The sequence below is a fragment of the Pseudomonas sp. CFII64 genome (assembly GCF_000416235.1).
Lineage (GTDB): Bacteria > Pseudomonadota > Gammaproteobacteria > Pseudomonadales > Pseudomonadaceae > Aquipseudomonas.
Genome location: NZ_ATLO01000042.1, coordinates 104,392 through 117,221 on the forward strand (window position 1 = coordinate 104,392; position 12,830 = coordinate 117,221).

Sequence of the window (12,830 nt, forward strand, 5' to 3'; positions counted from 1 at the left end):
GAGAAGCCGGAATGGGGTATCTTGCCAAGCTGTGATCCGCTCAACACTCCAGGAATTCAATGCTGAGTTCACTTGTAGCAAAGGGTCAGTCGGCCCGGACCGACCAATCAGAACCCATGGTGCCGTGGTGGAGCTTTACCAAGACAGTCCTGGCCGTGACCGCCCTGACACTGGTGCGTGATGGGCTGGTCGAATTGGATGCCCCGATTGCTGGCCAACCTTTCACGTTGCGCCAGTTACTGCGGCATGAAGCAGGCCTCGGCGATTACGGCGAATTGGCGGAGTATCACGCCGCAGTCGCTAACAACGAGTCGGCCTGGTCAGAAAGCGAGATGATGCTACGCCTTGATGGCGCTCGCCTGCGATACAGCCCCGGAACCGGTTGGCGCTACTCCAATGTGGGTTACTTGCTCATAGGGAGGCTTATTGAAAGACTGACTGATTTGACGCTCGAAGAGGCGGTGACGCAGCGCGCACTGACACCTTTAGGCGTGTCGAGCGTTTGCTTCGCTAAAACCCGAGCAGACTTACAACAGACCCACCTCGAAACTACATATGACCCCGCCTGGGTCTATCACGGTTTGCTGATCGGCCCGCTTTCGCAAGCGGCGCTTTTCCTGGATCGACTGTTCAGCGCGGACCTTCTCCCAAAGGATTTGCTGCGGGGAATGCAGACAATACGAACATTGGGTGGCCCGCTTCCCGGACGTCCATGGGTTACCCCTGGATATGGCCTTGGTGTGATGCAAGGCATGATTGAAGGCGGCTTGTCCTTGTGCGGACACACCGGCTGCGGGCCTGGCAGTGTCATTGCGGTATACCGTGCCTGCGACGGCGACACATCGGCTTGTTGCGCGACTTTCGAGGCAGGCGCCAGTGAAGGCGCTGTCGAAGCCTTCGTCGTTCAACAACTGCGACAGGCCTTGCAACAGGAGGCTTAGGGCGCGTGAGTGCTTCCCGCACCCGCCTCCTGCCGGGTCAATCAAGGCCCGGCAATTCCTCCCTGAGTCATTGCACCGGCAGCTCGCGCAACTCTCCACCCTCTTGCTCCAGACGTGCCAGATACGCGGCGGCGTCCAGCAGTTGATAAGGAAAGTACAGGCCTGGGGAGGTTGGTGGATGACCGTCCAGCCCAAGCAGGCGCTCCAGGACCATTGCCACGCTGAGGCCGGTAAGCGGTGCCGCGCCTGCCGGGTGGACAACGGCGTGACGTGTACGCAGCGGTTCGCCCTGCAAGTCCTCGCCAGCGAGCTCGATGATGATTTCCGTCGACATCGGCTTACCCTGGCGTCGAGCAGAGCTGATACCGGTGGCCAGGTTGAACTGGACATTGGGGGCCCCCGTCGCGGCCGCCAGACCGACGACGTCGATGGACGAGAAGCCCGAAGCTGCCATTTCCGTACCGTCCACCGCGCGGAAGCTGACCCCGGAATCGTCGCCTTCGCGCCAGACATACACACCATCGCGCCGGGTCAGCGCGGCGGGCAGCATTCGATTCAGGTGTTCGAAATCGGTGGCTACCGTTGGGCCTCCGGTGTCTTGCTCGTCGACCAGCGCGGTGATGCGGATGTCGTGTACCCGGCTGAATGCCTCGGCAACCTTCAGCGTCGACACTGTCGTTGCGCCTACCATCCATTCATAACCGAGGACGATGGGCGCGGCGTCAGGAGTGTGCATGTAGGTCGCGATTTCCGGAGCAATCTCGAAAACACCAGAAGAAATACTGAGGTGCGGCACCCCGCGCTTTTGCGCGTAACGCAGTCCGGCAAGGGCGTGGTCCATGTAGAAGACCACCACACCGCTGACCGGGCGATCACCAAGGCCCAGGTCGTCTGCAGCGGGGTCAATCACGACGGCCTGCGCTTTACCGAGTTGTTCCGCGGCGCGCTGAGCCTTGGCAAGGTCGCGGCCGCCGATCAACAGCGGGACGTCGGGATGGGCAGCGCGCAGTGCCTGGGCAGTGTGGTGGCCAATGGCGCCAGAGCCGCCCATCAACAGGATAGGATTAAGTGACATTGTGTGTTCTCCTTGTTTACAGGGTTCAACCTACTGTTGGTAGGTACACTAACACGAGCACCGCATCCTCAACCTACCATTGGTAGGTTTTATTGTTCTGGAACCGATAAAGTGCAAAAAGACATTGAGAACGCCGTCACTCATTTACCCACGCGCCGGCTTTCGAAAGCGGATCGGCGGCGTCAGTTGCTGGACACGGCATTACTGATCGTGCGGGAGGAAGACGCGGACCGGTTGACCCTGGGCCATTTGGCCGTCCGCGCAGGCGTGTCCAAACCGGTGGTCTACGATCATTTCAGCACTCGATCGTGCCTGCTGATCGAGCTCTACAAATGGATTGATACCGAGCGGGTCCACGCTTTCCGTGACGCGATGTCCGGCACCACCCGGAGTCTGGAGGAAACTGCCCGGGTCTTGGCCAGCGCCTACATTCAGTGCGCAGCAGACAACACCGATGAATTCCATGCGGTAGGCGCGGCGCTGGCTGGCAGTAACGAGAAGGCCGCGGTTTTTCAGGAGCTACTGGATAACTGCGTGCAGATGTTCGTGACCGTGCTCACCCCCCACACAGCCTTGTCAGCGGCCGAACTGGAGCGACGCTGTACCGGTCTGGTCGGCGCGGGTGAAGCGCTTTCGGGCGCGTTGGTACGCGGGAGGCATGGCCTGGATGAGGTGACAGGCGCTTTCGCGTCACTGATCCGAGGCGCTTTACAGGGCGCTGACTAAGGCTGCCGTGCCAGCACGAGCAAGGCTTTGAAGCTTGTGCCTTAGATCGTGACGGCTTCAGGCATCGACAGCCTTGAGCAGCGTCTTGCCTGTTGCCAACAGTTCTGCGACCAGCGTTGGATCGCTGACTGCCCGAGACAACCCCATCGCGCCCACCAGGGAACACAAGACCAGCAGTGCCTGAGCGCGCTTTTTCGCCGGTTGCTTGCTTTTCAACAGGCTGGCGAGAACCGCCAGTTCGCTTTCAACTTCTTCGGTAAAGAGGCCCCGGATAGAGTCGCCACTGCGAGCCACGTCGTTCACAAGTGCCGTAAGCGCGCACCCTGAACCCGGTTCATTCAAGTGCTGTTCACTCAGATAGCGCTCAACGAAGTCGCCAAGCGACAGGGTTGAGCCCGGTGCAGTGTATTTCTCAAGCTTGGTCCTGCGCTGTTCGAACGCGCAGCCCAACGCTTCTTCCACGAGTTTCTCGCGGGAATCAAAGTGCTTGTAGAACCCTCCGCCAGTACGCCCGGCCTCCTTCATCAGATCGGCGACGCCGATGCCATTGAGGCCGACCTCACGGAAACGCTCAGCGGCGAGATTGACGATCTGTTCATGAATGGCGGCTTTATCTGCCTGTGAACGCGACATGGGTTCCTCCAACGTAAGGCCTGATAAAGAAGACGACAATACGCCAAATGATATTGGAAATACATCAGTCTGGCGTATGGACGAACTCCATATTATAGGAGTATGGTCGTAATCCTACCGAGGCGACATGCCTCTTTTTTCGACGCTGCTCATGTTTGATGAAAGGAACCGACCATGGAACTCACAGGCAAATCCGTTTTGATCACCGGCGGTAATAGCGGCATTGGCCTCGCTACTGCGCGCTTGCTGCTGGAAAAAGGCGCGCGCGTTGCCATCACCGGGCGCGACCAGGCAAAACTTGATACTGCGCTGGCCGAGCTCGGCGGCGATGTGCTGGGAATTCAGGCCGACCTGAATAATCCGGCGGAAATTGACGCCGTGGTGAAAGCGATAGGCGAACGATTCGGCACCCTGGACGTAGTCTTTGCCAACGCAGGCATTTCCGGGCCGACGCCATTGGGCAGCACCACGCTGGAAGCTTTCGAAGGGATTGTGCGGACCAATCTGACGGCGGTGTTTTTTACCGTGCAAGGTGTACTGCCACTGCTCAAGGAAGGCAGTGCAGTGATTCTCAACGGTTCGGTGATGCGTGAGTTGGGTTCGCCCGGGTCTGCTGCGTACTCGGCCAGCAAAGGCGCAATTACCTCGATGGCCAAAGTATTTGCGTCCGAACTGGCGCCCAAGGGCATCCGCGTCAACTCGGTCATTCCCGGCGCAACCCGGACACCCATCTGGAGCCGTGGCGCACGTTCCGGGGCCACTGTCGATGCCGTTGAAAAAGCCATGTCGCCGCGCATTCCCATGGGCCGCTTCGCCGAAGCAGACGAGTTGGCGCAGGCGGTTGCTTTCCTCGCGTCCGAAGCATCGTCAGGCATGACAGGCGCTGAGATTGTCGTCGATGGTGGCACTACCGGCGCACCCTGGGGTATTCCGCTTTTTCGTGGATGATTGACGCGGGAGCGACCATCGGTCCGGCAAAGTCAACGATGTCCGCGCTTGTTTTCAACAGAGTTTGCCAGGAACAGCTGATCGGAGGGCCGCCCTGCTCCTCTCTCCCTGAATAAATTTTTGTGTATAAGCGCTTTGTCGTCGTAACAATTCCTGACACAATAATGATAATGATTATCACACTCATTCTGTGCACCATTAACGAGTCAGGAAGCTTTTATGTCGCGCCCTATTTCGCAGCGCTCTTTCAGTCCGTCCCGCAATCTTCTGGCCATGGCTGTCTGTATGGCAACCCTGACCCCGGTCCTGGCAGATGACAGCAGCGACGCGCAGGAGAAACCCAAGGGGGCTACCCTCGAACTGGGCGCAACAGCGATCACCAATACCCAACTGGGCAGCACCACCGAAGGCACCGATTCCTACACCACCGGTTCAATGTCCACGGCGACCAAGTTGCCACTGACCCTGCGTGAAACACCCCAGGCCGTTACCGTGATTACCCGCCAGCGCATGGACGACCAGGCCATGACCAGCATCAACGATGTGGTCAGAGCTACTCCTGGACTGTACCTCGACTATTCCAGCGGGCCCGGTCGGCAAGCCTACTCGGCGCGAGGTTTCAATATTGACAACCTCATGTACGACGGCATCCCCAGCGGCTATAACGGCGTGACGGTCGGCGCCCAGCCCAATCTGGCGATGTTCGACCGGGTCGAGATTGTGCGCGGTGCCACCGGGTTGGTGACGGGTGCAGGCAACCCTTCGGCGGCCATCAACCTGATACGCAAGCGGCCGCTGGCCGAGCAGAAAGTCACCCTGACCGGCGCCGCTGGCAGCTGGGACGGCTATCGCGGCGAACTCGACGCCTCCAGTCCGCTCAACGACAGCGGCACACTGCGCGGCCGGGTGGTGACATCCTATCGCGACGCCAACAGTTTCATTGATGGCGTGAATGAGGACCACGGCCTGTTCTACGCCGTCACCGAGGCAGACCTGAGTGAAGATACTTCCCTGACCCTGGGTTTCTCTCACCAGAAGGACAAGACCAACTACTTCTGGGGCTCGTCGATGATCGGTCAGGATGGTCATCACCTGGATCTGCCGCGTTCCTACAATCCCGGTACCGACTGGGAAAACAAGGACCAGGAAATCAATACCGTGTTCGCGGAGATTCGCCAGCGTCTGGCCAACGACTGGAAGCTGCAGGTCAACGCCAATTATTCCGAGCAGAATGCGCTGTTTTCTGGTTCCTATCAGTCACGCTGGGTCAACAACGCGCTGGCCCGGACCGTTTACCAGTCAGCCCACGATGAAAATCAGGCGGGTCTGGACGCTTTTGTCAGCGGGCCCTTCGAAGCGCTCGGTCGGACCCACGAACTGGTGGTGGGTGCCAGCAAGCGCATCTACGACATGACCTCCCATGACTACAGCCCATACGACCTCAACTGGCCGCTGAATGCCGGCAAGCCCGACTTCGTCCACGCTGGAAGCACCCGTGAAGTCACCACCCAGGATGGCGTATACATGACCAGTCGCTTCAGCCTGGCCGACCCGTTGAAGCTGATCCTCGGCGGGCGCCTGGACTGGTATGACTACGATAACCGCGATGGCGACGGCGACTACAAAGTCACTCGCAACGTCACCCGCTACGCCGGACTTATCTACGAGCTGGACGATCATCACTCGGTCTACGCCAGCTACAGCGACATCTTTACCCCGCAGACCGCGAAGGACACTTCCGCGACCCCGGTCAAGCCAATTGTGGGCAAGAACTACGAAATCGGCATCAAGGGCGAATACTTCGACGGCGCGCTAAACGCCAGTCTGGCGGTGTTCCGCGTCGACCAGGAAAACCGCGCAGTGCAGGTGTTCGTACCGAACTGCCCGCAAGAAAGCTGCTATGAGGCCTCTGGGGAGATTCGCAGCCAGGGTATCGACATCGAACTACAAGGCGCGCTGACCGAGAACTGGCAGATTGGCGGTGGCTACACCTACGCCCGTGCGCACACTACCAAGGATGAGGCCAACCCCGAAAAAGTGAATCAGCGCTTCGACACCGACATACCGGAGCATATGTTCAAGCTGTCCAGCACCTATCGCTTCCAGGGCCCGCTGAAAGACCTGCGCGTTGGCGGCAACATCAACTGGCAAAGCCGCTTGTACAACGACATCGACCTGGCCGACGGCAGCAGCCATCGCCTGGAACAGGGTGCGTACGCCATCACCGACCTGATGGCCGGCTATCGGGTCAACAAGCACATGGACCTGCAACTCAACGCCAACAACGTCTTCGACCGCAAGTACTACTCGGCCATCGCCAACTCCGTGAGCTATGGCGGCGACAGCTATGGCAACCCGCGTAACTTGATGTTGACCGCTAAATACAGCTTCTAGGTGCCGCAAGGGCACGGACGCGCGCGACACTCGATCCGCAGGCTCGCACGTCATTTCACCCTGAACGAAAAGGCCGTCAGCTCAAGATAACGCCGACGGCCAGCTTTGACGGGGTTTTCAAACGCGGCTGGCCGAAACCGTCAGGCCTGCCACCGGCCCCATTATTTCTGTGGTTGCGGCGTAGGATGCCCCGCCAGTGTTTGGGACCGCTACAGCGCCTTCCACAGGTTCAGGCTCACCGTTCAGCGCGCGGTTCATCTTGTCTTTATCTAGGGCACCTACCCATTTGGCAATGGCCATCGTGCCGACGCCATTACCAATGGTGTTGGTGATCGCGCGGGCTTCCGACATGAATCGGTCCACACCCAGCAGTAAGACCATCCCGGCGACCGGGATCGTCCCCAACGACGCCAACGTGGCAGCAAGGATGATGAAGCCCGATCCCGTCACGCCCGCCGAGCCCTTTGAGGTGAACATCAGCACCGCCAGCACGATCAGTTGATCCGCAAGGGTCAAGGGTGTGTTAGTGGCCTGGGCGATGAAAATCGCGGCGATGGTGTAATAGATAGCCTGGCCGTCGGGATTGAAGGTCAAACCGGAGGGAATAATCATCCCGGCAACCGGCTTGGAGACCCCGGCTTTTTCCATCTTCGAAATCATCTGCGGCAGCACCGATTCGGAGGAACTGGTGCCCAGCACCGTAAACAGTTCTTCCTTGATGAAGCGCAGAAATTTCCACAGGCTGAAGCCGCTGTAGCGGCAGATCGGCCCAAGGACAACAATCACGAACACCGCGCAGGTGAGGTAGACGCAGGCCATCAGTTTGCCCAGCGAGAACAGCGAGCCAAAACCATACTTGCCAATGGTGAACGCAATCGCGCCAAATGCGCCAATCGGGGCCAGGCGCATCACCATGTTGACGATCCTGAACATGCCCTGCATCAGACTGTCGAGCGTGTCGACAAAGACTTTTCCCCGTGGCCCGACCTGGGCCAGCGCCACGCCGAGCAAGATCGAAAACAGCAGAATTTGCAGCACGTTGCCCTTGGCGAAGGCGTCCACAATGGTGTCGGGAATGATGTTCATGATGAAGTCCATGAACGACGCGTGCCTGGCCGCGGTGGTGTAAGTCGCAAGGCTGGAGGTGTCGAGGCTTGCGATGTCGACGTTCATGCCAACACCCGGCTTGAACACGTTCACGACTACCAGCCCGACCACCAGCGCCAGCGTCGACACCACTTCGAAATAGATCAGTGCGCGAAAACCGACACGCCCCAACTCTTTCATGCTTTCCATCTTGGCGATGCCGGTAACCACGGTGAGGAAAATCACCGGTGCCAGGAGCATTTTGATCAGCTTGATGAAGGCGTCGCCTAAAGGCTTGAGCGCGGTGCCGGTCTCGGGCACCAATACGCCGATAATGGCGCCGAGGATGACGGCCAGCAGAACCTGTACGTAGAGCTTTCCAAAAATTGTTTTCATGACGGGGCCCTGATTTTTTATTGTTGTCAGGAAATGCCCAGGAGCCGAATCGTTGATCGTCCCCCAGGCGAAGTGCCGCAGCAGTGCTTGAACCAGCAGAACGTGATGCAGTCGTGCTCGCCTCAGCGGTTGATCAGCGCGATGACTGCATCAGTGATCTCACGCGTGGTGGCTGTGCCGCCGAGATCGGGGGTGTGCAATCCGCTTTCGGTCACAGCCTCAATAGCCGACATCAATTGCTTGGCAGCGGCGGGCTCGCCGAGGTGCTCAAGCATCATGGCAGCGGTCCAGAACGTCGCTATTGGATTGGCGACGCCTTTGCCGGTGATGTCGAAGGCTGAGCCGTGAATCGGCTCGAACATCGACGGGAATTGGCGTGACGGGTTGAGATTGGCGGTGGGCGCAATGCCCAGGCTGCCCGACAACGCGGCCGCAAGGTCGGACAATATGTCGGCATGCAGGTTGGTGGCGACGATCACGTCCAGCGTCGAAGGTTTGAGCACCATGCGCGTGGTCACGGCATCGACCAGCTCCTTATCGATTTTCACATCCGGGAAGTCCTTGGCGACCTCGTAGAAAATCTCGTCCCACAGCACCATGCCATGACGCTGCGCGTTGGATTTGGTGACCATGGTCAGGTGCTTACGCGGCCGACTGCGGGCCAACTCAAAAGCAAAGCGATGAATACGCTCAACCCCGGTGCGGGTGAAAATCGACACTTCGGTTGCCACCTCCTCCGGCAGACCGCGATGAACGCGACCGCCATTGCCGGAGTATTCGCCTTCGGAGTTTTCACGTACCACCACCCAATCGATCTGGTCGCCATTGTGCAGCGGGCTTTTCACACCCGGCAGCACGCGGGCAGGCCGCACGTTGGCGTACTGGTCAAAACCCTGGCAAATCGGCAGGCGCAGCCCCCAGAGCGAAATATGATCAGGGACGTTCAGGGCACCGACCGCGCCGAAAAAGATAGCGTCGAAGGTCTTCAGTTCTTCCAGGCCACCTTCGGGAATGTAGTAGCCGTTTTTCAGGTAGTTATCGGAATTCCAGTCGAAGTCTTTGAACGCGATGTCAAAACCGGACCTTTTCGACAGGGCCTTGAGTACTGCCACACCGGCAGCGATGACCTCTACGCCGATACCATCACCTGGAACCGCTGCAATTTTGTATGTGCTCATCTTCAGTACCTACCCGCTCAATTTTTGTTTTGTCCGTCGAACAAGGCTGTCCAATCGGGGTGTGAGCGGAGTATATGTATTGCCCATAACAGTGTGAGTTACTGAAAATCACTACATCCATAACTTTGAGTTACGAATGAGCCAGACACTGGATTTGTCTTTTTTCTACCTGTTAGCCAATCAGGGCAGCCTTGCGGCCACCGCTCGCGAGCTTGGCGTGACGCCGCCCGCCGTGAGCAAACGCCTGACGGCGCTGGAGGCGCGCCTTGGCATTCGTCTGGTCAATCGCACAACCCGGTCGATGAGTCTGACGGCAGAAGGCGAGCTGTATTTTTCCCATGCTGCGCGGATCCTGACCCAGATCGACGAGGTCGAGCAGCTGGTCAGCAGCAGCCGCGCAACGCCCAAAGGGTTGATTCGGGTCAATGCGTCACTCGGTTTCGGTCGGCGCTACATCGGCCCCGCGTTGGCCGCGTTCTTTTCGCGCTACCCGGAGGTGGAAATCCAGCTGGAAATCAGTGACCACCCGCTGGACCTCGCCACCCACGGCTTCGACCTGGGCATTCGCTTCGGAACATTGCCCGACGCGGCGTTTCATGCGCGCAAGATTGCTTCCAACCGGCGTCTGCTGTGCGCCTCCCCGCTCTATCTGGATAAGCACGGTGTGCCCGAGCGTCTGGCAGACCTGCAGCAACACAACTGCATTTTCCTCAGGCAAAACGAAACACCCTATGGCGTTTGGAGTTTCACCAGCGGCAGTCGCACGCAGAACATCAAAGTCCGTGGCGCGCTGGGCTGCAACGACGGTGAAGTCGCCCTGAACTGGGCGCTGGAAGGCTATGGCATTTTGCTTAGAGCGGAATGGGACATCGCCCGGTATGTACGCAGTGGCCGGTTGCGCCTGGTGCTTGAAGACCAGACGCCCACCCGAGCGGACGTCTACGCGGTCTATCCGCAGCAACTGCATTTGTCCGCGCGGGTACGCAGCCTTATCGACTTCCTGGTGGAGCGCTTCAGGCATATCGACAACCTGGATGACCCCGAACTGGCCCTTGATGGCGACCGGCCCACAAAAATTTAAAGTGGGATGTCTACTTTTCGACAACATACTTTCAGTGCAGCGCTTCGCGCAGGTATCTGACCAAGGCCACTTGGGCGGCAGTGAGGGTTGCACCCGTGCTGAGCAACGCCATCTCGGAGGGTGGCACCGCCGGCATGTCCCGACAGATGACATGCTGCGGCAACACGGCCGAGGCAGGCAAAACGGAAACCCCCAAACCACCAGCTACCGCAGCCTGAATGCCCGTCAGGCTATGGCTGCCAAAAGCCAATCGCCAGCGCCGCTGGATAGAGTCCAGCGCCCGAATGGCACGCTGGCGATAAATGCACCCTTGGGGGAAGAGCGCCAAGGGAACAGCCTCTTGCCCCAGTCCCACGCCTTGGCCCTTCACCCATACCAGTTCTTCAGGCCAACTGGCCAGGCTCGGACCCGCTCCGGGTTCACGCTTGACCAGGGCGATATCGATGTCGCCGATGGCCAGCTTATGACGCAGGTCGATGCTCATGCCGCTGATGGTCTCCAGTCTTACGCCTGGCCTGACATGATTGAAACCCGCGAGTATCGACGTCATTCGCAATGCATCGAAATCCTCTGGCACGCCCAACCGCAGCGATTCCAGAGTGACTTCACTGAGCAAAGCTTCCTCGGCCTCCGAAGCCAATGCCAATAGACGCCGGGCGTAAGGCAGCAGCACCGCACCGTGTTCGGTAAGGCTCAACTGGCTGCCGGTTCGATCCCGCAGCAGCAACGGCTGGCCCAGCACCTCCTCAAGTTTGCGAACCTGCTGGCTGACCGTTGATTGAGTTCTGTGCACTCGCTCGGCGGCGCGTGTGAAGCCGCCTTCGTCGATCACACAGACAAAGGTTTTCAGCAGCTCAAGATCCAGCATGGCTTTACTGACTCATTTGAAATTCAACTATCAAACGGATAGTAATTTAATTTCAAAATATGAAACAGCTTTTCTATGCTGGGCTCACTTGCTCATCACAGGAATCTCGTCATGCCACTGATCGCTACGCCTCGTCCCGAATGGCTCACCTTCGACTGCTACGGAACCTTGATCCAGTGGGATGAAGGTCTGCTTGCCGCTGTCAGGAACATCCTGCGGGACAAGCAGCTTGGCGAAGTCGACCCCAGACAGTTGATCCGTCTCTATGATCGTCATGAACATGCGCTGGAGCAGACACCACCTTTCAGGTCCTTTCGCGAGCTGAGCGGGTTGAGCCTGGGCATGGCCTTCGATGAGCTGGGGCTTTCATGCAGCGCACTGGACCGCGAATATCTCACCTCAGGCATATCCCGCATGCCGCCGTTTCCAGAGGTCGTGCCGACACTGGCCCGTTTGAAGGCCGCTGGTTACAAGCTGTGCATCGTCTCCAACACCGACGACGACATCATCGCGGGCAATGTCGCCCAGCTTGGCGGCCATATAGATCGTGTCATCACCGCCCAGCAGGCAGGCGCCTATAAGCCGGACCGCCGCCTGTTTGACTACGCTCATCGGGAACTTGGGGTAACCCTTGATCAAGTCCTGCACATTTGTGCCAGCCCGCAGCTGGATCATCCGGTGGCGCGGGACATGGGGTTTCGCTGTGTCTGGGTCGACCGTGGCACCGGTCGCCAACTGCTGCCGGATTATCAACCCGATGCGACCGTCCGCACGCTGGACGAAATTCCGGCGTTGCTCAGTCATTGGTTTGAATGAATAGAACAGCCCACGTGGCCGGGCCTGTAAGCATCAGACTCGGCAATGAATTCGGGAAAGATGACAACCCGTCCTTGGAATCACGCAGCGCGCCCTCATAACAATGGCTATATCCGACATCACCCGAGGGGAAGGACAGACCATGACCAGCCAAACCGAAACCGCCATCCTCGCCGGCGGCTGCTTCTGGGGTATGCAAGACTTGCTGCGCCGCTACCCCGGCGTGCTGCAAACGCGGGTCGGCTATACCGGCGGCGATGTGGCGAACGCGACTTACCGTAATCATGGAAATCACGCCGAAGCCATTGAAATCGTCTTCGACCCTGCCGTCATCAGTTACCGGCAGATCCTCGAATTCTTTTTCCAGATTCATGACCCCAGCACGCCCAACCGTCAAGGCAACGACCTCGGCCCCAGCTACCGTTCGGCGATCTATTACCTCAGCGAACAGCAACGCGATGTTGCCGAAGACACCGCTGCCGACGTCGACGCCTCGCAACTGTGGCCTGGCCGCGTGGTTACCGAAATTGAACCGGCGGGGCCATTCTGGGAGGCGGAGCCGGAACACCAGGATTACCTGGAGCGGATCCCCAACGGCTACACCTGCCACTTCATCCGGCCGAACTGGAAACTGCCGAAGCGCGCCTGAGACCCGGTAGCCCCATCAAGGTGCAACGCTGCATGTTGT

The 12,830-nt window shown here is 58.8% G+C and carries 12 protein-coding genes; 7 read left to right on the forward strand and 5 right to left on the reverse strand.

Features of this window, described 5'->3' with window-relative positions:
- Nucleotides 1–59: 59 nt before the first annotated feature.
- Complete coding sequence (locus CFII64_RS18435) at nt 60–941, forward strand: serine hydrolase (RefSeq protein WP_020292335.1); 882 nt, start codon at nt 60–62, stop codon at nt 939–941.
- Between the two features lie 67 nt (nt 942–1,008).
- Here the strand turns inward: CFII64_RS18435 and CFII64_RS18440 are convergent, their stop codons facing one another.
- The gene (locus CFII64_RS18440) at nt 1,009–2,016 is read right to left on the reverse strand and encodes an NAD(P)-dependent oxidoreductase (RefSeq protein ID WP_020292336.1); all 1,008 of its coding nucleotides are present in this window, start codon (nt 2,014–2,016) and stop codon (nt 1,009–1,011) included.
- Between the two features lie 111 nt (nt 2,017–2,127).
- Between CFII64_RS18440 and CFII64_RS18445 the strand changes: the two genes are divergently transcribed.
- On the forward strand, nt 2,128–2,742 hold the full coding sequence (locus CFII64_RS18445) for a TetR/AcrR family transcriptional regulator (protein ID WP_020292337.1): 615 nt from the start codon (nt 2,128–2,130) through the stop codon (nt 2,740–2,742).
- A gap of 57 nt (nt 2,743–2,799) precedes the next feature.
- Here CFII64_RS18445 and CFII64_RS18450 read toward each other — a convergent pair whose 3' ends face one another.
- Nucleotides 2,800–3,375: a TetR/AcrR family transcriptional regulator gene (locus CFII64_RS18450; RefSeq protein WP_020292338.1), complete on the reverse strand. Its 576-nt coding sequence runs from the start codon at nt 3,373–3,375 to the stop codon at nt 2,800–2,802.
- 174 nt (nt 3,376–3,549) lie between these two features.
- Here CFII64_RS18450 and CFII64_RS18455 point away from each other — a divergent pair, with 174 nt between their 5' ends.
- Together CFII64_RS18455 and CFII64_RS18460 are read left to right on the forward strand one after the other, a co-directional pair.
- On the forward strand, nt 3,550–4,323 hold the full coding sequence (locus tag CFII64_RS18455; protein ID WP_020292339.1) for an SDR family NAD(P)-dependent oxidoreductase: 774 nt from the start codon (nt 3,550–3,552) through the stop codon (nt 4,321–4,323).
- 219 nt (nt 4,324–4,542) lie between these two features.
- A complete protein-coding gene (locus CFII64_RS18460) occupies nt 4,543–6,717 on the forward strand; it encodes a TonB-dependent siderophore receptor (protein WP_020292340.1) in 2,175 nt (724 codons plus the stop codon).
- A gap of 117 nt (nt 6,718–6,834) precedes the next feature.
- Here the strand turns inward: CFII64_RS18460 and CFII64_RS18465 are convergent, their stop codons facing one another.
- Nucleotides 6,835–8,199 (reverse strand): dicarboxylate/amino acid:cation symporter, encoded by a 1,365-nt coding sequence (locus CFII64_RS18465; RefSeq protein ID WP_020292341.1) that lies wholly within the window; start codon nt 8,197–8,199, stop codon nt 6,835–6,837.
- Nucleotides 8,200–8,321: 122 nt separating this feature from the next.
- A complete protein-coding gene (locus CFII64_RS18470; RefSeq protein ID WP_020292342.1) occupies nt 8,322–9,377 on the reverse strand; it encodes a tartrate dehydrogenase in 1,056 nt (351 codons plus the stop codon).
- Nucleotides 9,378–9,513: 136 nt separating this feature from the next.
- Between CFII64_RS18470 and CFII64_RS18475 the strand changes: the two genes are divergently transcribed.
- The gene (locus tag CFII64_RS18475) at nt 9,514–10,458 is read left to right on the forward strand and encodes a LysR family transcriptional regulator (RefSeq protein ID WP_020292343.1); all 945 of its coding nucleotides are present in this window, start codon (nt 9,514–9,516) and stop codon (nt 10,456–10,458) included.
- Nucleotides 10,459–10,489: 31 nt separating this feature from the next.
- Here the strand turns inward: CFII64_RS18475 and CFII64_RS18480 are convergent, their stop codons facing one another.
- Nucleotides 10,490–11,326: a LysR family transcriptional regulator gene (locus tag CFII64_RS18480; protein WP_020292344.1), complete on the reverse strand. Its 837-nt coding sequence runs from the start codon at nt 11,324–11,326 to the stop codon at nt 10,490–10,492.
- Nucleotides 11,327–11,437: 111 nt separating this feature from the next.
- On the opposite strand from CFII64_RS18480, the gene CFII64_RS18485 reads away from it, so the two are divergent.
- The gene (locus tag CFII64_RS18485) at nt 11,438–12,142 is read left to right on the forward strand and encodes a haloacid dehalogenase type II (RefSeq protein WP_020292345.1); all 705 of its coding nucleotides are present in this window, start codon (nt 11,438–11,440) and stop codon (nt 12,140–12,142) included.
- A gap of 142 nt (nt 12,143–12,284) precedes the next feature.
- Nucleotides 12,285–12,791 (forward strand): peptide-methionine (S)-S-oxide reductase MsrA, encoded by a 507-nt coding sequence (gene msrA, locus CFII64_RS18490; protein ID WP_020292346.1) that lies wholly within the window; start codon nt 12,285–12,287, stop codon nt 12,789–12,791.
- The last annotated feature ends 39 nt before the right edge of the window (nt 12,792–12,830 follow it).

Bases quoted from the DNA above. Each gene is read 5' to 3' on its own strand.
- CFII64_RS18435 (WP_020292335.1), top strand. From the start codon at position 60: ATGCTGAGTTCACTTGTAGCAAAGGGTCAGTCGGCCCGGACCGACCAA.
- CFII64_RS18440 (WP_020292336.1), bottom strand. From the start codon at position 2,016: ATGTCACTTAATCCTATCCTGTTGATGGGCGGCTCTGGCGCCATTGGC.
- CFII64_RS18450 (WP_020292338.1), bottom strand. From the start codon at position 3,375: ATGTCGCGTTCACAGGCAGATAAAGCCGCCATTCATGAACAGATCGTC.
- CFII64_RS18455 (WP_020292339.1), top strand. From the start codon at position 3,550: ATGGAACTCACAGGCAAATCCGTTTTGATCACCGGCGGTAATAGCGGC.
- CFII64_RS18460 (WP_020292340.1), top strand. From the start codon at position 4,543: ATGTCGCGCCCTATTTCGCAGCGCTCTTTCAGTCCGTCCCGCAATCTT.
- CFII64_RS18465 (WP_020292341.1), bottom strand. From the start codon at position 8,199: ATGAAAACAATTTTTGGAAAGCTCTACGTACAGGTTCTGCTGGCCGTC.
- CFII64_RS18470 (WP_020292342.1), bottom strand. From the start codon at position 9,377: ATGAGCACATACAAAATTGCAGCGGTTCCAGGTGATGGTATCGGCGTA.
- CFII64_RS18475 (WP_020292343.1), top strand. From the start codon at position 9,514: ATGAGCCAGACACTGGATTTGTCTTTTTTCTACCTGTTAGCCAATCAG.
- CFII64_RS18480 (WP_020292344.1), bottom strand. From the start codon at position 11,326: ATGCTGGATCTTGAGCTGCTGAAAACCTTTGTCTGTGTGATCGACGAA.
- CFII64_RS18485 (WP_020292345.1), top strand. From the start codon at position 11,438: ATGCCACTGATCGCTACGCCTCGTCCCGAATGGCTCACCTTCGACTGC.
- msrA (WP_020292346.1), top strand. From the start codon at position 12,285: ATGACCAGCCAAACCGAAACCGCCATCCTCGCCGGCGGCTGCTTCTGG.